The organism is Jatrophihabitans sp., assembly GCF_036000465.1.
Classification (GTDB): Bacteria; Actinomycetota; Actinomycetes; order Mycobacteriales; family Jatrophihabitantaceae; genus Jatrophihabitans.
This window is the reverse complement of record NZ_DASYFV010000040.1, coordinates 1-20,315: the sequence shown is the minus strand read 5'-3', so window position 1 is coordinate 20,315 and position 20,315 is coordinate 1. Positions and strand designations below refer to the sequence as shown.

General features: G+C 73.2%; 25 protein-coding genes and 1 pseudogene. 14 read left to right on the top strand and 12 right to left on the bottom strand.

From position 1 onward, the window contains the following. The 4 genes and pseudogenes from VGN18_RS21215 to VGN18_RS13340 all read left to right on the top strand — a co-directional run. Positions 1 to 389, top strand: a pseudogene (locus VGN18_RS21215) (ATP-binding cassette domain-containing protein); the annotation flags it as partial. 279 nt (positions 390 to 668) lie between these two features. Further along, a complete protein-coding gene (locus tag VGN18_RS21210; protein ID WP_414655052.1) occupies positions 669 to 1,322 on the top strand; it encodes a TOBE domain-containing protein in 654 nt (217 codons plus the stop codon). A 128-nt stretch (positions 1,323 to 1,450) separates the two neighbouring features. Beyond that, positions 1,451 to 1,666: a hypothetical protein gene (locus VGN18_RS13345; RefSeq protein ID WP_327540187.1), complete on the top strand. Its 216-nt coding sequence runs from the start codon at positions 1,451 to 1,453 to the stop codon at positions 1,664 to 1,666. 17 nt (positions 1,667 to 1,683) lie between these two features. Continuing rightward, entirely contained in the window at positions 1,684 to 1,962 is a 279-nt protein-coding gene (locus VGN18_RS13340) for an acylphosphatase (RefSeq protein ID WP_327540186.1), read from the top strand. 1 nt (position 1,963) lies between these two features. Here the strand turns inward: VGN18_RS13340 and VGN18_RS13335 are convergent, their stop codons facing one another. Next, positions 1,964 to 2,380, bottom strand: a complete 417-nt coding sequence (locus VGN18_RS13335; RefSeq protein WP_327540185.1) for a PPOX class F420-dependent oxidoreductase — start codon at positions 2,378 to 2,380, stop codon at positions 1,964 to 1,966. A gap of 52 nt (positions 2,381 to 2,432) precedes the next feature. Between VGN18_RS13335 and VGN18_RS13330 the strand changes: the two genes are divergently transcribed. After that, positions 2,433 to 3,038 (top strand): NADPH-dependent FMN reductase, encoded by a 606-nt coding sequence (locus tag VGN18_RS13330; protein ID WP_327540184.1) that lies wholly within the window; start codon positions 2,433 to 2,435, stop codon positions 3,036 to 3,038. Here VGN18_RS13330 and VGN18_RS13325 read toward each other — a convergent pair. Next, a complete protein-coding gene (locus VGN18_RS13325) occupies positions 3,035 to 3,460 on the bottom strand; it encodes a CoA-binding protein (RefSeq protein WP_327540183.1) in 426 nt (141 codons plus the stop codon). The two genes, VGN18_RS13330 and VGN18_RS13325, sit on opposite strands and share 4 nt — an antisense overlap. On the opposite strand from VGN18_RS13325, the gene VGN18_RS13320 reads away from it, so the two are divergent. Next, a complete protein-coding gene (locus VGN18_RS13320) occupies positions 3,459 to 4,016 on the top strand; it encodes a YbaK/EbsC family protein (protein WP_414655051.1) in 558 nt (185 codons plus the stop codon). The two genes, VGN18_RS13325 and VGN18_RS13320, sit on opposite strands and share 2 nt — an antisense overlap. Here the strand turns inward: VGN18_RS13320 and soxR are convergent. Beyond that, positions 4,013 to 4,471 carry a redox-sensitive transcriptional activator SoxR gene (gene soxR, locus VGN18_RS13315; protein WP_327540181.1) on the bottom strand — a complete coding sequence of 153 codons (459 nt, stop codon included), beginning with the start codon at positions 4,469 to 4,471 and terminating at the stop codon, positions 4,013 to 4,015. The two genes, VGN18_RS13320 and soxR, sit on opposite strands and share 4 nt — an antisense overlap. Positions 4,472 to 4,525: 54 nt before the next feature. Here soxR and VGN18_RS13310 point away from each other — a divergent pair, with 54 nt between their 5' ends. Beyond that, positions 4,526 to 5,224, top strand: coding sequence for an SDR family oxidoreductase (locus VGN18_RS13310; RefSeq protein WP_327540180.1), 699 nt, complete (start codon positions 4,526 to 4,528; stop codon positions 5,222 to 5,224). After that, a complete protein-coding gene (locus VGN18_RS13305; RefSeq protein ID WP_327540179.1) occupies positions 5,224 to 6,234 on the top strand; it encodes an S-adenosylmethionine:tRNA ribosyltransferase-isomerase in 1,011 nt (336 codons plus the stop codon). The genes VGN18_RS13310 and VGN18_RS13305 overlap by 1 nt, the downstream gene beginning before the upstream one ends. A 3-nt stretch (positions 6,235 to 6,237) precedes the next feature. On the opposite strand, the gene hisN is transcribed toward VGN18_RS13305, so the two are convergent. After that, the gene (hisN, locus tag VGN18_RS13300) at positions 6,238 to 7,020 is read right to left on the bottom strand and encodes a histidinol-phosphatase (RefSeq protein WP_327540178.1); all 783 of its coding nucleotides are present in this window, start codon (positions 7,018 to 7,020) and stop codon (positions 6,238 to 6,240) included. A gap of 94 nt (positions 7,021 to 7,114) precedes the next feature. On the opposite strand from hisN, the gene VGN18_RS13295 reads away from it, so the two are divergent. Together VGN18_RS13295 and VGN18_RS13290 are read left to right on the top strand one after the other, a co-directional pair. After that, entirely contained in the window at positions 7,115 to 8,230 is a 1,116-nt protein-coding gene (locus VGN18_RS13295) for a pyridoxal phosphate-dependent aminotransferase (RefSeq protein ID WP_349259909.1), read from the top strand. Next, positions 8,230 to 8,844: a pentapeptide repeat-containing protein gene (locus VGN18_RS13290; protein WP_327540176.1), complete on the top strand. Its 615-nt coding sequence runs from the start codon at positions 8,230 to 8,232 to the stop codon at positions 8,842 to 8,844. The genes VGN18_RS13295 and VGN18_RS13290 overlap by 1 nt, the downstream gene beginning before the upstream one ends. Here VGN18_RS13290 and VGN18_RS13285 read toward each other — a convergent pair. Continuing rightward, on the bottom strand, positions 8,783 to 9,193 hold the full coding sequence (locus VGN18_RS13285) for a DoxX family protein (RefSeq protein WP_327540175.1): 411 nt from the start codon (positions 9,191 to 9,193) through the stop codon (positions 8,783 to 8,785). The two genes, VGN18_RS13290 and VGN18_RS13285, sit on opposite strands and share 62 nt — an antisense overlap. A 20-nt stretch (positions 9,194 to 9,213) precedes the next feature. Further along, positions 9,214 to 10,059 (bottom strand): MOSC domain-containing protein, encoded by an 846-nt coding sequence (locus tag VGN18_RS13280; protein WP_327540174.1) that lies wholly within the window; start codon positions 10,057 to 10,059, stop codon positions 9,214 to 9,216. 56 nt (positions 10,060 to 10,115) lie between these two features. On the opposite strand from VGN18_RS13280, the gene VGN18_RS13275 reads away from it, so the two are divergent. Next, positions 10,116 to 11,090 (top strand): XdhC family protein, encoded by a 975-nt coding sequence (locus VGN18_RS13275; protein WP_327540173.1) that lies wholly within the window; start codon positions 10,116 to 10,118, stop codon positions 11,088 to 11,090. Here VGN18_RS13275 and rsgA read toward each other — a convergent pair. From rsgA to VGN18_RS13260, 3 genes are read right to left on the bottom strand one after another with little or no spacing between them, the layout of a single operon-like run. Continuing rightward, entirely contained in the window at positions 11,087 to 12,070 is a 984-nt protein-coding gene (gene rsgA / locus VGN18_RS13270; RefSeq protein WP_349259908.1) for a ribosome small subunit-dependent GTPase A, read from the bottom strand. The genes VGN18_RS13275 and rsgA overlap by 4 nt on opposite strands. Then, entirely contained in the window at positions 12,071 to 13,336 is a 1,266-nt protein-coding gene (gene aroA / locus VGN18_RS13265; protein ID WP_327540171.1) for a 3-phosphoshikimate 1-carboxyvinyltransferase, read from the bottom strand. A 39-nt stretch (positions 13,337 to 13,375) separates the two neighbouring features. Further along, a complete protein-coding gene (locus VGN18_RS13260) occupies positions 13,376 to 14,134 on the bottom strand; it encodes an SOS response-associated peptidase (RefSeq protein ID WP_327540170.1) in 759 nt (252 codons plus the stop codon). 101 nt (positions 14,135 to 14,235) lie between these two features. On the opposite strand from VGN18_RS13260, the gene VGN18_RS13255 reads away from it, so the two are divergent. Continuing rightward, complete coding sequence (locus VGN18_RS13255; RefSeq protein WP_327540189.1) at positions 14,236 to 16,608, top strand: helicase-associated domain-containing protein; 2,373 nt, start codon at positions 14,236 to 14,238, stop codon at positions 16,606 to 16,608. A gap of 95 nt (positions 16,609 to 16,703) precedes the next feature. Here VGN18_RS13255 and VGN18_RS13250 read toward each other — a convergent pair whose 3' ends face one another. Beyond that, positions 16,704 to 17,615 carry a PAS domain S-box protein gene (locus VGN18_RS13250; RefSeq protein WP_327540169.1) on the bottom strand — a complete coding sequence of 304 codons (912 nt, stop codon included), beginning with the start codon at positions 17,613 to 17,615 and terminating at the stop codon, positions 16,704 to 16,706. 531 nt (positions 17,616 to 18,146) lie between these two features. Between VGN18_RS13250 and VGN18_RS13245 the strand changes: the two genes are divergently transcribed. Then, positions 18,147 to 18,551: a hypothetical protein gene (locus VGN18_RS13245; protein WP_327540168.1), complete on the top strand. Its 405-nt coding sequence runs from the start codon at positions 18,147 to 18,149 to the stop codon at positions 18,549 to 18,551. A gap of 38 nt (positions 18,552 to 18,589) precedes the next feature. On the opposite strand, the gene VGN18_RS13240 is transcribed toward VGN18_RS13245, so the two are convergent. Next, a complete protein-coding gene (locus VGN18_RS13240) occupies positions 18,590 to 18,955 on the bottom strand; it encodes a VOC family protein (RefSeq protein ID WP_327540167.1) in 366 nt (121 codons plus the stop codon). Positions 18,956 to 19,092: 137 nt separating this feature from the next. After that, positions 19,093 to 19,608 carry a GNAT family N-acetyltransferase gene (locus VGN18_RS13235; protein WP_327540166.1) on the bottom strand — a complete coding sequence of 172 codons (516 nt, stop codon included), beginning with the start codon at positions 19,606 to 19,608 and terminating at the stop codon, positions 19,093 to 19,095. A gap of 91 nt (positions 19,609 to 19,699) precedes the next feature. Here VGN18_RS13235 and VGN18_RS13230 point away from each other — a divergent pair. Further along, a partial coding sequence (locus VGN18_RS13230) for an NAD-dependent epimerase/dehydratase family protein (protein ID WP_327540165.1) occupies positions 19,700 to 20,315 on the top strand: 616 nt, incomplete at its 3' end.

Here is a 20,315-nt window from a genome sequence, read left to right as displayed (position 1 = left end):
ACCTCGACGTGTCGCTCGTCGCCGAGCCGGGTGAGGTCGTCGCCGTGCTGGGCCCGAACGGCGCCGGCAAGTCGACATTGCTGCGCGCGATCGCCGGGCTGCTCGCGCTCGACGACGGGACGGTACGGCTGGGCGATCGCGTGCTGGACGACCGCCGAGCCGGCGTGTTCGTCGAGCCCCAGGACCGCGCCGTCGGCGTCGTGTTCCAGGACCATCGCCTGTTCCCGCACCTGCGCGTGCTCGACAACGTCGCGTTCGGGCCGCGGTCGCGCGGGACGCACCGGGCGCAGGCCCGGGCGAATGCCGCGACGTGGCTCGACCGGCTCGGGGTGGGCGAGCTGGCCCGCCGGCGCCCGCGGGAGCTCTCCGGCGGGCAGGCCCAGCGGGTGGCGCTGGCCCGCGCCCTCGCCTGTGACCCGGGCGCGCTGCTGCTGGACGAGCCGCTCGCCGCCCTCGACGTGCAGACGCGGGCCGAGGTGCAGGGCGAGCTGCGCGAGCACCTCGGCGCGTTCGCCGGCCCGACCGTCATCGTCACCCACGACCCGATCGAGGCGCTGCTGCTCGCGACCCGCATCGTCGTACTCGAGGAGGGACGCGTCGTGCAGGAGGGGACGCCCACCGAGATCACCAGCCGGCCGCTCACCCCCTACGTCGCCCGCCTGGTCGGCATGAACCTCTACCGCGGGGTGGCGCGGGCGCACACGGTCGAGCTCGACGGCGGCGGTCGGTTGGCCGCGGCCGACGCCCTCGACGGACGCGTGCTCGTGGCGCTGCGGCCCTCCGCGTTCACGGTCCACGTCGAGGAGCCGCTGCGCTCCAGCGCCCGCAACATCTGGCCGGCCCGGGTCGAGTCGCTGGCCCCGCTGGGCGACCGCATCCGGGTCACCGCGCGGGGGGCCCAGCTCGTGACCGTCGACGTCACCGCCTCGGCCGTGGCCGAGCTCGGCCTCGGGCCAGGACGCGGCGTATGGCTGTCGGCCAAGGCCACCGACGTCACCGCCTACCCGGGCGAGCCGCCGGCGGTCGGCGAGGGCAGTGGCCCGGACGAGCCGTCGCCGCCGCGGGCTGGCAGGCTGGACGCCATGCCCGCCTCGGTGACCGTCCGCTACTGGGCCGGGGCGCAGCGCGCCGCCGGCCGCGAGCAGGAGACCTTCGACGCCGCGACCGTCGCCGACCTGCGACTGCAGCTCGCCGGCCGGCCCGAACTCGCCCGGATCAGCCAGGTGGCGTCCTTCCTCGTCGACGGCCAGCAGGCCGGCGACACGACCGTCCTGCCCGACGGCGCCGAGGTCGACGTGCTGCCGCCCTTCGCGGGTGGCTGAGCGCCGGCGGCTGAGCGCGTTTCTTAGCACGGCGGGCAACTGCCGGTAACCGGCCCGACACAGCCGCACCTCACGCTGGAACCCGACACCACGGCCGATCGGGCCGGGTGCCGGCGAGAGGACGGCCGATGACCACCGACACCCCCACCGACTACGTCACCAACGCTGCCTGGCTGCGCGCCCTGGGCCGGGCCGACGCGATCGACGACATCGCCGACCAGTTCGAGCGGCGCGTCGCGCCCGCGGCCGAGAGCGGCGCGGCGACCTTCTGGTCGCCCGTCGCGGTCACGCGGTGGCCCAGCGAGTCGCGCGGCTGGCGGCCGTCGCGGCGCGAGGTCGCCTGACCCGTCATCATCGACGGGTGACAGCTGACCGGATTCGACTCGAGGCCGTCGTGCGCGGTCACGTGCAGGGCGTCGGATTCCGCGACTGGGTGCGGCGGCGGGCGCGAGATCGCGGCGTCGTCGGCTCGGCCGTCAACCTGCCCGACGGCGGGGTCGCGCTGGTGGCCGAGGGTCCGCGGGAGGCGGTGCAGTCGCTGCTCGACACGCTGCGCAGCGGCCCGACCCCGGGCGAGGTCGTCGGCATCAGTGCGGACTGGTCGCCGGCCACCGGCGTCGAGGGCTTCCGGACGGGCTGATCTACCCGCTGACGTTCGGCCCGGCCCGCTCGATCTCGAAGCGCACCATCACACGCTGCTGCTCGACCATGGCGGCGCGGTACTCGTCCCAGTCGGGGTGCTCGCCGCTGATGCCGCGGTAGTAGTCGACGAGCAGTTCCAGCGCCTCGGGCAGCTCGACGATCTCGGCCGTGCCCTCGACCTGGATCCAGTCGCCGTAGAACTCCCTCGTGAACGCGGTGAGCGCGATCCGCGGATCACGGCGCAGGTGCCTCACCTTCAGCGCCGTCTCGCGGGTGCTGATCACGACGCGTCCCTCGGCGTCGATGCCGACCGTCACCGGCGACAGCTGGGGCCGCCCGTCGGCCCGGATCGTCGCCAGCACGCCGTTGTGGTTCGAGCGCAGGAACTCCCGCGCCGCCGCCGCGTCCACACCCATGTCGTCTCCCGCCTCGTCGTGCGTTCCCACTGCGACCCTAGAGTGGGACGCGATGACGAGCGAGGGAGTGTCGATGCCCGATGGGCCGCTGATCGTCGGCTTCGGCGGTTCGACCGGGCCGATGTCCATGACGTCGCTCCTGCTCGAACGCTGCCTGGCCCACGCGGTGACCCGCGGCGCCCGCACCCTCGTGCTCGGCGGCGACGAGCTGGGCACGCTGCCGATCTACGGTGCCGACGGTGAGCCGCCCACGCCGGTCGCGACCGCTCTCGTCGAGGCCGTCCGCGAAGCCGACTGCGTCGTGATCGCGACGCCGGGCTATCACGGCGGCATGTCCGGGCTCGTCAAGAACGCGCTCGACCACCTCGAGGGGCTGCGGGACGACCCGCGACCCTATCTCGACGGGCGCGCGGTCGGCGTGATCGTCTCGGCCGCCGGCTGGCAGGCGGCGGGCACGGCGCTCGTGTCGGTCCGCTCGGCGATCCACGCGCTGCGGGGGTGGCCGACGCCGTTCGGCGTGACGGTGAACTCGGTCGAGCAGCCGATCAACGACGACGGCAGCTTCGACCAGCGGGTCGACGGTGCGCTCGAGATCCTGGCCGGGCAGCTGGTCGAGTTCGCGGGCTGGCGGGCGGCGGCCCGGGCGGGCGTCCGCTAGATGGTCGGGGCCGAGAGCATCAGCCGGCGCTGCTCGACGAGCATGCAGCGGTTCTCGACGTAGAGCAGGCCGGCGTCCTCGGCGATGCGGCGCGCCTCGTCCGAGCTGAGGTGCAGCTGCAGCCACAGCGCGCTCGCGCCGGCGGCCACGGCCTGGCGGGCGATCTCCGGGGCCTGGAACGAGGGTCGGAAGACGTTCACCAGGCCGACCCGCTCGGGCACCTGGGCCAGGCTCGAGAACGCGGTCTGGCCGAGGATCGTGCCGCCCCGCGGGTTCACCGGGATGATCCGCCAGCCGTGCTGCTGCATGTGCTCGGGCACGTAGTGCGCCGGCTTCTCCTCGGCGTCGCTCGCGCCGACGACGGTGATTGTCTTGTACTTGCGCAGGATGGCCTCGACGTTCGCGTCGATGTCGGTGCTCATGACACCCCACAGTACGGTCGGGGACGTGACTGGACCCGGAAACCTCGACTGGCAGCCGGTTGTTCCCGACCTCGTCGCGGACGCGGTGACCGCCGCCCTGGGCGCCTGGCCGCGGGCGGCCGATGCCGCGGTGGCGCCGATCGACGCCGACCTCGCCGACACCGCCGCCTTCTGCGAGCAGTACGCCGTGGAACTCGACGACTCGGCCAATTGCGTGGTGATCGCCGGTCGTCGGGAAGGCGTGACCCGGTACGCCGCCTGTGTCGTGCTCGCGACGACCCGGGCCGACGTCAACGGCGTCGTGCGGCGCCGCCTCGACGTGCGCAAGGCCTCCTTCGCGCCGATGGCCGACGCCGTGTCGCTGACCGGCATGGAGTACGGCGGCATCACCCCGATCGGGCTGCCGGCCGAGTGGCCGGTGCTGATCGACGCGGCCGTGCTCGCTCGCGACGTGGTCGTCATCGGCAGCGGGCTGCGCCGCTCGAAGATCGCGCTGCCGTCGAGCGCGCTGGCCGACCTGCCGACCGCCGAGGTGATCGAGGGGCTCGCCTCCTAGCTCGACCGGCGCAGGGGAGCGGGCAGGAACGCCGCGCCGGGGCCGCGGTCGGCCACGACGTCGGCCGGGTTCGACATCGCGCACTTCTTCAGCGACAGGCAACCGCAGCCGATGCACGAGTCGAGGCCGTCGCGCAGCTTGGTCAGCGCGGCGATCTGGTCGTCGAGGCGGTGCCGCCAGGAGCGGGACAGCCGCGTCCAGTCGGCTCGGGTCGGCGTGCGTCCCTCGGGCAGGGTGGCCAGCGCCGCGGCGACCTCCTCCAGGCTCAGCCCCACGTTGCGAGCGGCCCGGATGAACGCCAGGCGGCGCAACACGTTGCGCTCGTAGCGCCGCTGGTTGCCGCTGGTACGGGTGGCGTGCACGAGGCCCTCGCGCTCGTAGAAGCGCAGCGCCGACGGGGCGAACCCGCTGCGCTCGGCGACGTCGCTGACGGTGAGCAGATCGGTCGGTCGCATCGGTTCGTCCACCTCGCTTGACTTGAAGTTGACTTCAACTACAAGCATGGACGCATGACATCGACATCGCAACCGACCGCACTCGTCACCGGGGCCTCGCGCGGCCTCGGCCATGCCCTGGCCCGCGCGCTCGCCGACCGCGGCTGGCGCCTCGTACTGGACGCCCGCCGCGTCGGGAAGCTCGCCGAGGAACTCCCCGGCGCGGTTGTCGTCGAGGGCGACGTGACCGACCCGGCGCACCGCGACGCTCTCGCGGCGGCGGTGGACGTCCTCGGCCGGCTCGACCTGCTCGTGAACAACGCCAGCGAGCTCGGCCCGAGCCCGCTGCCGTCACTGGCCGACCACCCGCTCGGCGCGCTGCGCCGGGTGTACGAGACCGACGTGGTCGCGCCGCTCGGGCTGATCCAGTTGCTCGCGCCCGCGCTCCGGGCCACGGGCGGCACGGTGGTCGACGTCAGCTCCGACGCGGCCGTCGAGGCCTACGCGGGCTGGGGCGGCTACGGCTCGGCCAAGGCCGCGCTGGACCACGTCAGTGCCGTGCTGGCGGTCGAGGAGCCGGCGCTGCGCATCTACGCGGTCGACCCCGGCGACATGCGCACCGAGATGCACCAGGCCGCCTTCCCGGGAGAGGACATCAGCGACCGTCCCGAGCCGGCGAGTGTGGTGCCGGGGCTGCTGCGCCTGCTCGACGAGCGCCCCGCGAGCGGCCGGTACCGAGCTGCCGACTGGGCCGTCCCGGCGGCGACGTCGTGATGACGTTCGCGCTGCCCGACGGGCTCGAGGCCTCCGCCCCTCCGACGGCCCGCGACGGCGTCCGCCTGCTCGTCGCGCACGAGGGCGGCATCGAGCACAGCCGGTTCAGTCACCTGGCCGACTTCCTCTCGCCGGGTGACCTCGTGGTGGTCAACACGTCGGGCACCCTGGCCGCGGCCATCGACGGCACGCGCACGGACGGCACACCGGTCACCGTCCACTTCTCGGCCGCGCTCGACGACGGCAGCCGGGTCGTCGAACTGCGGCCGCGGGGCGACGACGTGACCGGACCGCTGCCGGACGTGACGGAGCACGACGTCGTGACGCTGCCCGACGGCGTGCGGCTCGTCGTGCTCGAACCGCACCCGGCCGGGCAGGCGCGGCTGTGGCGTGCCGCAGTGCCGCTCGAGGGCGGGGTGGCGGCCTACCTCGAGCGGCACGGACGGCCGATCCGGTACGCCTACGTGCCGCGGGCCCACCCCCTCGCCGACTACCAGACGGTGTTCGGCCGCGAAGCCGGCAGCGCGGAGATGCCGAGCGCCGGGCGTCCGTTCACGAGCCAGCTGGTGACCGAGCTGGTGAGCCGCGGCATCGGCGTCGCGCCGATCACGCTGCACACGGGTGTCTCGTCGCAGGACGCCGGCGAGCCGCCCCAGCCCGAGCCGTACCGCGTGCCGGGGGCGACCGCGCGGCAGGTGAACCTGACCCGGGCGTGGGGCGGGCGGGTCGTCGCGGTCGGTACGACGGTGACCCGCGCCCTCGAGTCGGCCGTCGATCCGATCGGCGTCGTCCGGGAACGCCGAGGTTGGACCGATCTCGTGCTCGGGGCGGAGCACCCGGCCCGCGTCGTCGACGGCCTGATCACCGGCTGGCACGTGCCCGGTGCCTCGCACCTGATGCTGCTGGAGGCGGTCGCCGGCGCGCCGCTGGTCGAGCGGGCCTACGCCGAGGCAGTGCGGGCCCGCTATCTCTGGCACGAGTTCGGCGACAGCTGCCTGCTGCTGCCGTGAGGCTCAGCCCAGCGCGGCGAGCAGGGCATCGTGCAGCAGCCCGTTGGACGCGACCGCGTTGCCCTGCAGCACGCCGTCGACGCCGTCGAGCCCGGTGAACCGGCCGCCCGCCTCGGTGACGACGGGGGCGAGCGCGGCCATGTCCCACAGCGACAGTTCGGGCTCGGCGGCGAGGTCGACCGCGCCCTCGGCGACGAGCATGTAGGACCAGAAGTCGCCGTACGCGCGGGTGCGCCACACCTGGTCGGTGAGGGCGACGAACGCGTCGCGGCGGCCGAGCTCGGACCAGCCGCCGAGCGAGGCGTAGGAGAGGCTGGCGTCGGCCAGCTGCGCCACCCGGGACACCGAGAGGCGGCGGGCCGGCGCACCCAGGGCCTGCACCCATGCGCCGCCGTCGCGGGCGGCGTACCAGCGACGTCCGAGGGCCGGGGCCGAGACGACCCCGACGACCGCCTCGTCGCCGTCGAGCAGGCCGATGAGGGTGGCCCACACCGGCACGCCGCGGACGAAGTTCTTGGTGCCGTCGATCGGGTCGATCACCCACCGCCGCGCGCCGGTGCCCTCGGAGCCGAACTCCTCGCCCGAGATCGCGTCGTCGGTCCGCTCGGTCGAGAGCCGGGCGCGCACGGCCTCCTCGACCGCCTTGTCGGCGTCGCTCACCGGCGTCAGGTCGGGCTTCGACTCGACGACGAGGTCGGCGGCACCGAACCGGGCGAGGGTGATCGCGTCGGCGGCATCGGCCAGCTCGAGCGCCAGGGTCAGGTCGTTCTCGTACGAACTCGGCACGCCCGCAGGCTACCGATCGGTCGTCGGTACCGTCGGGGGCGTGCACCCAGTCGCCCGCATCGCCGCGAGGGGCAACGTCCCGCCGTTCCACGTCATGCGGGTCATCGACGCCGTCGTGCGGCGGCGGCAGGCCGGGCAGTTCGTCATCGACATGTCGGCCGGTCAGCCGTCCACTGCGGCGCCCTCGACGGTGCGGGCCGCGGCCAAGCGGGCTCTTGACACCGACCGCATCGGCTACACCAACGCCCTCGGCATCCCGCCGCTGCGCGAGGCGATCGCCCGGCACTACCGCGACTTCGTCGGCCTCGACATCGACCCGCGCAACGTCGCGGTGACGACCGGCTCGTCCGGCGGGTTCCTGTACTCCTTCATCGCCTCGTTCGACGTCGGCGACACCGTGGCCATGGCGCGCCCGGGCTACCCGGCGTACCGCAACATGCTCGCCGCGCTCGGCTGCGAGGTGGTCGAGCTGCCCTGCGGCCCGCAGACCCGCTTCCAGCCGACCGTCGCGCAACTCGACGCGCTCGACGAACCGCCGGCCGGTCTGATCATCGCGAGCCCGGCCAACCCGACCGGGACGATGGTGATGCCCGACGAACTCGCCGCCATCACCGCCTGGTGCGACGAGCACGGCACCCGGCTGGTCAGCGACGAGATCTACCACGGCATCACCTACGGCACAGCGGCCACGAGCGCCTGGCGCAGCAGCCGCCGCTCGATCGTCGTCAACTCCTTCAGCAAGTACTTCTCGATGACCGGCTGGCGCATCGGCTGGCTGCTCGTGCCTGACGAGCTGCTCGACGCCGTCGACCGCCTGGCCGGCAACTTCACGATCTGCCCGCCGGCGCTCTCACAGCTCGCCGCGGTCGCCTCGTTCGACGCCTACGACGAGCTCGACGCGAACGTCGCGCGCTACGCCGACAACCGGCGTCGCCTGCTCGAACAGCTGCCCTCGATCGGCCTCGACCGGCTCGCCCCGGCCGACGGCGCCTTCTACGCCTACGCCGACGTCTCGCGCTGGACCGACGACTCGCTCGGCTTCGCCGCCCGGCTGCTCGACGAGGTCGGTGTCGCGGTCGCCCCCGGCGTCGACTTCGACCCGCTCGACGGCGGGAGGTTCATCCGCATGTGCTTCGCCGGTGACGGCGACGAGATCGAGCAGGCGGTCGACCTCATGGGCGCGTGGCTGGCCCGGCAGCCGATCCGCTGATGGCGCCCCGACCGCTGCCCGAGACCACCAGCCGGATCGTCGGCGAGGACTGGAGCCTCGACGACCTGACCGGACGCGCCGCCGCGAACGTCGAGTACGTGCGGGTCGATCTCGCGGAGACGACGGCGACCGGCGCGCTGAGCTTCGAGGACTGCGTCTTCCGCGACGTCGCGTTCAACCTCGCGAAGTACGAGGGGGCGGCCTTCGTGAACTGCACCTTCGTCGCCTGCGCGTTCTTCGGTGCCACGTTCACCGACTGCAAGTTCCTCGGCTCGACCTTCGACCACCGCTGCACCTTCGACCAGGTGACGGTCGAGCGGGGTGACTGGTCGTTCGTGACGCTCCCGCGGGCCGACCTGCACAACGCGACGTTCGACGGCGTGCGGATGCGCGAGACCGATCTGGGTGCGGCGAATCTCCGCGGCGCCGTCCTGCGCGGCTGCGACCTGGCCGGCGCCAACCTGTCGAACGTCGTGCTCGACAAGTGCGACCTGCGCGGCTCGGACCTCACCGCCGTCGACCCCGAGAGCGCGGGCCTGGCCGGCGCGATCATCACCTGGGAGCAGGCCGCGGTCCTGGCATCGGCGCTGGGGCTCGACGTCCGCCCCGACTGAGCGTCCCGCGGGCGACGTACACCGCCCACAGGACGAGCGGGATCTGCAGCGGCAGCCGCCCGAACGCGATCCAGCGGCTGCCGTCGCCCTGCCACGCGTGCACGGCCATGGTGATGTTGGCCGGGAAGACGATCACGAACAGCGCGGCGGTGGCCCACCCGGCGAGCCGACGGGTGCGAGGCAGCGCCAGTCCCACCGCGCACGCCAGCTCGGCGGTACCGCTCAAGCCGACCCAGAGCGACGGCGAGCCGAGGAAGCGCGGCACGATCGACTCGAAGCCGTGCGGTGACGCGAAGTGCCAGATTCCCGTCGTCGTCAGGACCGCGCCGAGCAGCAGGGCGGCGATCATGCGAGACCGGTCGGCTCGGCTCACCGCGGCGGGCCGTCGGGAGCCGGCACCGACTCCACCACCTCGACGTCGTCGCCGACCCGGATCGTCGCGCCCGGCGTGTCCGGGATCAGCTGCATGCCGAACCAGGTCGCGCCGTCGAAGCGCCGGTGCCGGGCGAGCGTCGCGACCGGTTCCTTGCCCTTCGCCGCCGTGTCGGGATCGATCGTCGTCATCACGCAGCGGTCGCAGCCCTTGACCACCCGGAACTCGGCCGCGCCGATCCGCAGCCGCCGCCACCCGTCCTCGGCCCACGCCGTCGCGCCGTCGACCACCAGGCTGGGCCGGAAGCGCATCATCGGCACCGGTCCCTCGTCCGCGCGGGGTCCTTCCGCGATGAGGTCGTTCAAGGCGTCGAGGGAGGCCGACGACGTCGCCATCAGCGGGTACCCGTCGGCGAGGCTCACCCGGTCGGTGGGCTGCGCGAACCGCGGGTTGAGCGCGCGCTGGGTCGGGTCGCCGAGGTGGACGAGCCGGGCCGGGGTGCCGATGATCGCGCTGAACCAGGCGTTCGCGTCAGCGGCGGCGACCGATGCGGAAACGGTGCTGCGGTGCACCCGTACCGGCTCGGGCGTCGAGGTCGGGACGGTCACCTGCAGGTCGTCGGCGTCCGGGCTGGTGAAGGCCAGGCCGCCCTCGGTGATGCGCGGCGTGACCAGCAGCAGACGCGGATGCTCGCGGGCGGTGATGAGCACCCCCTCGTCGTCGACCAGCATCCAGCGGCGGTCGCCGGCCAACCCCCACGGCTCGACGTCGGCGCTCGTGACCGCCTCGCCCCGGCAGGACTTGACCGGATAGCGGTTGATCGACGTCAGATGCAGCGGCATTGCTCCGACGTTAGTGGCTTCTAGAGTGAGGACGTTGTCGAGGCGCGGAGGCCGATGTGTACGAGATCGCCGATCGGGTGCGGCAGTGGCTCGACGCCGGCCGCGACGTGACCGTGGCCCAGGTCGTCGCCACCCGCGGGTTCAGCTCGCGCGATCCCGGCCGCGCCGCCGCCTGGACCGAACTCGAAGCCCCGGTGGGTGCGCTGCTCGAGGGCGTCGACGTGCGCGACGTCGCGGGTCGCCCGGCCGGCATCGTCGAGGTCACCATCACCGAGGACGACGCGGTGCGCGCCGGCCTCGCGTGCGGGGGAGTGGCCAGCATCCTCGTCCGACCGGCGTCGGCCTACCCGGTCGAGCTCTGGGCCGAGCTGGCCGACCGGCGTCCGGTCTGCCTCGTCACCGACGTCGACGGCGCCGGCCCGACGACGATGTACACCCCGCAGACCATCCGCGGCGCGGGCGCGTACGCCGATCCGGTGCCGCGGCTGTTCGCCCGCGGCACCAGCGCCACGGCGCTGACCGAGGGGCAGGCGGTCGTCGCGCTGTGGCCCGTACCGACCCTGGTCGTCGTCGGCGACGGGCTCATCGCCACCGCGCTCGCGAACGCCGGCGCGCTGCTCGACTGGACGGTCCGCATCACGCCCGAAGTCGACGCCGCGGTCGCGACCGCGCAGGCGATGCACCACAGCGACGCGGTCGTCGTGCTCAGCCACGACCGGGCGGTCGACGGGCCGGCGCTCGCGGCGGCCCTGGACGGCCACGCCGGATACGTCGGCGCGCTCGGCTCGCGTCGCACCCAGGCCGCGCGCCGCGAGTGGCTCACCGAGCACGGCGTGGCCGAGGCCGACCAGGACCGCATCCACGGACCGGCCGGGCTCGACATCGACGCGCACACGCCGGCCGAGATCGCGGTGTCGATCGTCGCCGAGATCCTGGCCGCCCGGGCCGACTCGACCGGTGGCTCGATCAAGGAGCGCGGGGGACCGATCCACACCGCGGGCGTCAACGCACCACCGCCGCGCTACGGCTAACGGCTCACGAGCAGCTGCCGGAACGCGGCCAGCCGCACCGGCGTCGAGTGCCCCTGCGCCACCCATGCGTCGAGGTGGCAGTCGGGGTAGTCGAGGGTGTGCTCGCAGCCGGGCCGGCATTGGGTGGCGCCGTCCTCGAGATCGGGGAAGGCCCAGAGCAGGTCGTCGGGCGTCACGTGCGCGAGCCCGAAGGAGCGTACGCCCGGGGTGTCGACGACCCAGCCCCCGCCGCCGGGCAGCGCGAGCGCCACGGCCGACGACGAGGTGTGCCGGCCCTTGCCGATGGCACTGACCCGGCCGGTGGCGCGGTCGGCGCTGGGCACCAGGGCGTTGATCAGGGTTGACTTGCCGACGCCGGAGTGCCCGACCAGCACCGACACCTGGCCGGCCAGGTGCTCGCGCAACTCGTCCAGCGGGCCGCCCCGGTGGGTGACGATCGCCGGAACGGACAGCGGTTCGTACCGCTCGATCACCGGGTCGGCGGAGGCCAGGTCGGACTTCGTCAGGCACAGCAGGGGCTCGATGCCCGCGGCCAGTGCGGCGACGACGCAGCGGTCGATGAGCCCGTACGACGGCTCGGGATCGGCGAGCGCCGACACGACCACCAGTTGGTCGGCGTTGGCCACGATCACCCGCTCGTGCGGGTCGTTGTCGTCGGCGGTGCGGCGCAGCACGGTCGCGCGGTCGTCGAGGCGGACGATGCGCACCAGCGCGTCGGGCGCGTCCGACACCTCGCCGACCACCCCGACGCGATCGCCGACGACGATGCTCTTGCGGCCCAGCTCGCGGGCCTTCATCGCGGTGACCTCGACGTCGCCGGCCAGCACGAGATAGCGGCCGCGGTCGACCGCGATCACCATGCCGTCGACCGCATTCTCGTGCGCGGGACGCTGCTTGGATCGCGGTCGGGTGCCGCGGGGGTTCGCCCGCGTCGGCACGTCGTCCTCGTCGAAGGAGCGTGCGTCACGCCCTCGGGCCATTCAGCCGGCCAACAGGGCGGACCACATGCCGGGGAAGTCCGGCAGGGTCTTGTACGTGGTGCCGATGTCGTCGACCTCGACGCCGGCGACGGCCAACCCGATGACCGCGCCCGCGGTGGCCATCCGGTGATCGGCGTAGGCGCGCCAGACGCCGGCGTGCAGCTCCCGCGGGGTGATCGACAGGCCGTCCGGGTGCTCCACGACGTCGCCCCCGAGGTTGGTGAGCTCGGTGCAGAGCGCGGCCAGCCGGTCGGTCTCGTGCCCGCGCAGGTGCCCGATGCCGGTGAAGGTCGACGGTCCGTCGGCCAGCGCGGCGGCCGCGGCGAGCACCGGGGTCAGCTCGCCGACGTCGTGCAGGTCGGCGGCGAGGCCGGTGATCGTGCCGGTGCCGGTGACGGTGAGCCCGCCGCCGTCGAGGCGTACGTCGGCCCCCATGGCGGCGAGCAGGTCGCGCAGGGCGTCGCCGGCCTGGGTGGTGGCGGCGGGCCAGCCCGGCACCGTCACCGCGCCGCCGGTGACGAGGGCGGCGGCCAGGAACGGGGCGGCGTTGGACAGATCGGGCTCGACCTCGTGTTGACCTGCAGCCACCGGCCCGGGGGCGACGTGCCACACGCCGGGCGCGACGCACGAGGCGTCGACCCCGGCGGCCTGCAGCACCGCCAGCGTCATGTCGATGTGCGGCAGCGACGGCACCGACCCGTCGCCGGTGTGGGTGATCTCGACGCCCTTGTCGTAGCGAGCGGCGGCGAGCAGCAGGCCGGACACGAACTGCGACGACGCCGACGCGTCGATGTGCACCGAACCACCGGCGACCGATCCGCGCCCGAGCACGGTGAACGGCATCCGGCCCCGGCCGCCGTCGTCGATGTCGACGCCGGCCTGGCGCAGGCCGTCGAGCAGGGTGGCCATCGGGCGCTCGCGGGCGTACTCGTCGCCGTCGAAGGACACCGGACCGTCGGCCAGCGCGGCGAGCGGCGGGACGAAGCGCATCACCGTGCCGGCCAGACCGGTGTCGATCGCGGCGGCGTGCAACGACCCGGGCGTGACGACCCAGTCGCCTCCGTCGTCGTCGATGCCTACGCCGAGCCCGCGCAGCGCGGTCGCCATGAGCTCGGTGTCGCGGGCGCGCAGCGGGGCGATCAGGCGTGACGGCCCGTCGGCGATCGCGGCGAGCAGCAGCAGGCGGTTGGTGAGCGACTTCGAGCCGGGAACGGCGACGGTGGCGCGCACCGGTCGCTCGGCCCGCGGTGCCGCCCAGCTCTGCATGCGGCCCATCCTGCCGCATGCGTCCACCGCGACGCGGCGTTACAGCTCGAGCATCTGCTGCTCGGGCTCGGCGAGCGCCGGGTCGTCGGCCGGGGCGATCAGCTCGGGCCCGTTGTTGCGGACGTTGCCGACGGCCGGCCCGACGACGTACGGCTCGAGCCGGGCCTCGGGGATGCGCGACAGCAACGCGGGCGCGACGTCGGCATCGGCGGTCGAGCAGTCGAGCCATTCCGCTCGCAGCTGCGGCGGCACGACCACCGGGTTGCGGTCGTGGATCTCGCCGAGCAGGTCGGTGGCCTGCTGGGTGATGATCGTGCAGGTCCACAGCCAGCGCGTCGGGTCGTCGTCGGCCTTGTCGTGATCGCGCCACAGCTCGTACAGCCCGGCGAACGCGAGCAACTCGCCCTGCGGGTCGTGCAGGAAGTACGGCACCTTCGCGCCGTCGCGCTTCTGCCACTCGTAGTAGCCCAGCGCCGGCACGAGGCAGCGTCGCTGCGCCGCCGCCTTCTTGAACGCCGGCTTCTCGGTGACGGTCTCGATGCGGGCGTTGATCATCCGGGCCCCGCCCTTGGCGTCGCGCGACCAGCTCGGCACCAGCCCCCATCGCGCCGTGCGCAGCTGGCGCACCGGCGCGGCGCTCTCGGGGGCGTCCTTTCGCCGGCGTTCGAGCACCACTCGTACCGGGTCCGTCGGCGCGACGTTCCAGCTCAGCTCGGGTTGCTCGTCGACGATCTCCTCGACGTCGAACTCGTCGGTGAGATCGGAGTCCGCCGCCACGCTGACGTACCGCCCGCACATGGCTCCGACCCTAATCGACGGACGAGGCAAGCCCGGCGACGGTTTTCCACAACCCGCCCGACCGGATCGGCGATCGATGTTTGAATGAATCCGTGCGTGAGATGGCCGGCAACCTGGCGCGCCGCACACCGTCGGCGTTGGCCGACCTGCTGCGTCGCCGACCCGACGTGCTCGCCGGCGCGCCACCGCGCGACCTGACCGATCTCGGTCTGCGGCTGGTTCATCCGCAGTCGGTGGTGCTGATACTGCAGGCCCGGCCGGTCCCGTTCCTGGAGGTCACGGAGGCAGCGCTCGCCCTGGGCGCATCGGTGACCCGGTCAGCACTGGCCGGGCTGCTCGCCGGATCGGGGACGGGGCACCGCACGCAGGTCGACGCGATCGTCGACGAGCTCGTCGATCTGGCCGTGTTCATCAGCGGCGACGGCGATCGCCTGATCGTTCCCGAGGGCCTGAACGAGATCTTCCCGAGCCCGCTCGGTCTCGGGCCACCGCTGCGCCCCTTCCTGCTCGGCTCCACCTTCGACACGCTGCGCCGGATCGCGGGCCGCCTCGGCCTCGAGCGTCCGGCCAACAAGGCCGAGGCGGTCGACACGCTCGGTCAGCACCTCGGCGACGCCGACTTCGTGCGTGGCGTGGTCGCCTCGGCGCCGCCGGAGATCCGCGATCTGCTGGGCGAGCTCGCCGGGCCGCGTCGGTCCCAGCCCGACGACGATTTGCTGGACGACTACGAGCTCGACGACTTCTACGCCCGCGAGCCGTCCGGACGGTTCGACCCGACCTGGTACGCCCGGGACCGACTGGTGACGCAGTGGGCCGGCGATCACGGCCTGATGTTCTCCGACCACTACACCTTCGGCTGGCGCATGCCCGCCGAGATCGGCCGGGCCCTGCGCGGAGCGGGCTACCAGGCCCCGTTCACCCCGGTCGAACCACGGGTGCCGGCCCGGCCGGTCGCGACGTCGGCGGTCGAGACCGAGGCCGGGGCTGCGGTGTCGGCGTTCGCGGACCTTGTCCTCGCGCTGCTCGACCACGTCGTGCGCTCGCCGATCCCGGCGCTGAAATCCGGCGGGGTCGGCGCGCGCGAGCTCACCCGACTGGCGAAGCTGCTCGGCTGTGACGAGGCAGCGGTGCGACTCGCGCTCGAGCTGGCCGATCGAGCCGGATTGCTGGACGACCCCTTCGGCTCCGTCCGGGTCTCGGACGCGTTCGACGCCTGGCGCGCCGCCGAGCCGGCCGACCGCCTGGTCGGGCTGCTGGATGCGTGGTGGTCGCTCGGCTCGACCCCGAGCCGAGCGACGGACGTCGACGGCAAGACCCTCCGGGCCCTGACCCGGCCCGTCGACTGCGAAGGATGCCGCGCCGCCCGGGTCGGACTCGTGGCGGCCGTCGGCGAGACCGACGGTGCGGTCGAGCTCGAGGCGCTCGCGCTGCGTGCCCTGTGGCGTCGTCCCCTCGTGCACCTCGTCGAGGACGACGAGGTGCCGTTCGCGAGCGTGTGGCGCGAGGCGCGGCTGCTGGGGGTCGTCGGACTCGGCGCGCTCAGCGAACTCGGCCGGGCCCTGCTGTCCGCCGACAGCGACCGGCTGAGATCGGTGGCGGTAGCGCTGCTGCCGCCGTCGAGTGACGCCGCGACGTTCGGCGCCGACCTGACCGTGTACGTCGCCGGCACACCGTCGGGACGAGTGACGGCCGTGCTCGATCGCGCCGCGGATCGCGAGGGGCACGGCGGGGCGGTCACGTGGCGGTTCGGCCCGGCCAGCATCCGTCGGGCGCTCGACAGCGGGGCGACCGGCGATGCGTTGCTCGAAGAGCTCGCCGCCATCGCCACGGCCGACCTGCCGCAACCGCTGCGCTTCCTCATCGGCGATGTCGCGCGGCGGCACGGCAACCTGCGGCTGACCTCGGTGGTGTGCTGCGTGCGCAGCGACGACGAGGCCCTGCTCGCCGAGCTGGCGAGTGATCGCAAGCTGGCCAAGCTGGGGTTGCGCCTGCTCGCTCCGACCGTGCTGGCCAGCGACACCTCGCACGACGCGCTGCTGGCCGCGCTGCGCAAGGCCGGCTACTTCCCGGTGTCCGACGATGCGCGGGCCGAGGTGATCGCGCTGCGTCCCGTCCGGCGGGCACCCGAGCGCCGAGCGGTGAGCCCGGCTCCTGTCGACGTGGACGAACTCGCTGCCCGGCTGCTCCGGCACGGCGTCGCCGGCGACGGTGGGAGCGCCCCGATCGGCCGGACCGAGCGGGTGCTCGGCGGCCTGGCCGCGTCGCTGTCGCTGCCGGAGGTTCGCCAGCTGGCGCACGCGATCGACACCGGCTCCCGCGTGACGATCGCCTACGAGTCGGCGACCGGCGCGCTGACCCATCGCGTCATCGGCCGGGCCGAGCTGTCGGCCGGGAGCGTCTACGCCTGGTGCGAGTTGCGCCGCGACGAGCGCGTGTTCACGGTCAGTCGAATCCGATCCGTGAGCGCGGTCTGAGCGCGATCGAAGTGTCGGTGGTTGGTTCCACGATCATGATTCATGATCGATACGGCGGTCGGAACGGCTCACGCGGTTGCGTGGGTGCGAGTGCCTCAGCTGTCCCGGTCGAGAGACGTGATCACACCGTCGTTCAGACGGCGGGCGACCTCGGCGACGGTCAGATTGTGGGAGCGGGCGAACGTGCGCAGCCGGTTGAACGCGGTGTCGGCGTCGAGACCGTCATGACCCATCAGGTACCCCTTGGCCAGCTCGATCGTCAGACGGGATTGCAGGGCCGCTTCCAGCTGTTCGGCCCGGCTCTCGGCCGCCTGTTGCATCGCGCGCCGCACGTTGAGGCGCAGGTTGCAGACGACGCCGCGGACGACCGGGTCGTCGAGCATGTTCGTCAGCGCCGCCTCGGCCCAGACGACGCCGCCCTCTCGGCGCAGGCGTAGGTCCAGCGGGGCGTACGGGTTCGGCCGGGTGATCACCTGTTCGAGGTACTCCAGGAACGGGGCCTGGTCCTCGGCCTCGATCAGCGGCGTCAGCGAGGTGCCGATGATCGATTCGTCGGGCCAGCCGAACAGCTGGGTGACGGCGGGACTGGCGTAGGTGATCACCGCATCGGGACGGAGGACGAGTGCTGCGTCCGAGGACTTCTCCAGCAACGGGCGGAGCGCCGTACCTAGGTTGCTGGACACGCCGACGACACCGATGAGATCGCCGTCGCGGTACAGACCGCTGTCGGTGACGAGAGCGGTGAAGATCGTGCCGCTCTTGTGGCGCACCGCGAAGCCACCTGACCACGGAACACCGCGACCCAGCGCGACCATGATCTCCTGCGCCGCGCTCTGCGAGATCTCCGGGACCGTGAGCGACGAGATGTTCTGGCCGGTGGCCTCCTGGGCCGTCCAGCCGTACAAGTTCTCGGCGGCCGCATTCCAGTAGAAGACCACGCCGTCCAGATCGGTCGCGATGACCGCCTGGCCCAGACCGGCGAGCACTTCACCGGGCTCGGCCGTCATCGGTGTGGTTGTCCTGCTGATCGCGCTCACCCCCTCAGCGCGGCGGCGCTGCAGTTCGGCTGCATCGAGCGTAGGGCGGCACATCGCGGCCGGACAGGGCTCAAGGTCGTGTCAGGAGGTCACGGAGGTCCGTGCCCGTCGCGCGCCCTGACCGGCTCCAGGACATTGCCGCTCCACCGCTTTGCTGCTTCACTGTGCGGGAGGCCCCAGACACCCGGCTTTCGTCACTCGACGACCGGATTGGTGAGCCGATGACCCCTCGTCCACGGCGTCCGCACAACCGTGCAGTCCGCAGACCGGGCGGCGCCGTCTGCCGCGTACGTCGAGCCCGGGCAGGGGCTCTCGTCGCCCGTCGATCACCGACCGCCGACGCGGCGACCCTCAGGCATTTCCCCGGCACCGCTGTCTCGGCTGGTGCCCTCACGTCGGCCGCCGGCCTCATCGGGGGGTGGGTCGGCGGCCGACGTCCTGAACCCGTATCCGCGCGGCACGACCGCGACGACCGGTCGATCGACCGAGGAGGCCGATGAGATGACGTCGTCCGGAAGAGAGACGAACCGGCGCGCGACGGTCCGTCGGCCGTTCGGTCGCGGCGCCCCGATCGCGCCGCTCACCGAAGTTCGTGCCGGCGGCCGGGTGGTGGCGCGGGCCACGGCCCGGCTGCAGCCGGGGGCCGACCGGCCCGCGCTCACCATCCACATCGACTGCGCCGCCGGACACCAACCGCCGTGGGCCCGCAGACTGCTGGTGCACGATCTGCTCAACCGGGCCGAGCAGGCCGGCATCGCGCGGGTGTCGATGGTGGTTCCGCTCGGTGACACCGAGCTCTTCGAAGCGCTGAACGAGCACTGCGTCACGATCACGACGCGCGCCGCCGGGGTGAGCTGCATCCTGGAGGCCGAGATCGTGCCGGCCGTGAGCGCCGCCGCGGTGTGATCTCTCGAGCGTGGTTCCGCGGGCCCGAGGCGCGACGGTCAGGCGAGCGGCTCGAGGAACTCCAGGCGGTTGCCGAAGGGATCGTGGGCGTAGATGCGCCGGAAGCCGGGGAAGTCGGCGTCCCAACTCGCGTCCTGCCCGGCCGCGGTGAGGCGGGCGGCGATGTCGTCCAGGTCGTCGACGAGCAGACCGGGATGCCCCTTGCGGGCGGGCCGGAAGTCGTCCTCGACGCCGAGGTGCAACTCGATTCCGCCGGCCCGGAACCAGGCGCCCCCGCGGGCGGCGAGCACGGGCGGTTTGGCGACCTCGTCCATGCCGAGAACGTCGACGAAGAACGCGCGCGCCGCTGCCTCCTCACCCTTCGGCATGGCCAGTTGCATGTGGTGCAGGCGGTCGAATCCCATGCGCGCATTCTGCCCGGACGAAGATCGCCCGACTTGGCAGGCGGGCCGGATGACGGCGTTCACCCGCAGGGCCACGGTCGTCGGGGTGTTCGCCGAGCTCACCGACGAGCGGCGGGACGGAATGACCGAGCCGGTGCTCAGTCGATCCAGTAGCGACGAATGGACTCGGGCTGACCGGCCACCCGTTCGGGATCGCGCACGCCGCCGCACCGTTCGATGGTGCGGGCCGACGCCTCGTTGTTCTCCTCGCAGCTGACCAGGGCGCGGCCGACGCCGACCGAGCGGGCGATGACCAGCGACTGGCGCAGGATCTCGGTGGCGTAGCCGCGGCGACGGAACGGCGGCAGCACGCCGTAGCCGATGTGGCCGCCGTAGCCGAACAGGAAGCTGTTGAGCCGGTGTCGGATCGACGTGCGCCCGACGATCTCGCCGCCGACCTCGGCGAGCAGGAAGGTCGCGGGCACCCGCCCGGGCGGCAGCATCACGCCGGACCGCGCCCGCTCCGTGCGGGCGATCACCGACGCCAGTGTTGCCTCGAGCGTGAGGCCGAAGATGAACTCGAAGTGGTCCTCGGCCATCACGGTCTGGGCATCGCGCAGCACCGCCTCGTCACTCTCGCGCAGCGGCCGCAGTCGAAGATCGGTTGTCGTCACCACCCGACCGTAGAGCGCGCGCCCGAACGGATTTCCGCCGCCCGCGAACACCCCTGGCCGTCGCCGGCGTGACCCGGCAGGGTCATGGCGTATGAGACTGCTCGTGCTCGGGGGAACCCGTTTCGTCGGACGCTCCGTGGTGGCCGATGCGCTCGCCCGCGGTTGGCAGGTGACGGCGATCCACCGCGGTGTCACCGGCACGCTGCCGCCCGCGGTCGACGCCCGGCACGCCGACCGCACTTCGCGCGACGAGCTGGTGGCGGCCCTCGGTGACGGCGAGTGGGATGCCGTCGCGGACACCTGGTCGGGTGCCCCGGCCGTCGCCGGTGTCGCCGCGCAGACGCTCGTGGGACGGGTCGGCCGCTACGGCTATGTCTCGTCGAAGTCGGTGTACGTGTGGGGCGAGCACGTCGACGAGTCGTCACCTCTGGTCGAGGGTGACCCGGACGCGACCGAGGGCGACTACGCCGCCATCAAGCGTGGTGCCGAGCTGGCGATCCAGCGCGAGTTCCCCGACGCGCTGCTCGCCCGGGCCGGGCTGATCCTCGGCCCGCACGAGGACGTCGGCCGGTTGCCCTGGTGGCTCGACCGCATCTCCCGCGGCGGCCGGGTCGTCGCGCCCGGGCGGCCCGACCGGCCGCTGCAGTACGTCGACGCGCGGGACCTCGCGGCCTGGCTGCTCACCGGTCTGGAGGCCGGGCTCGCCG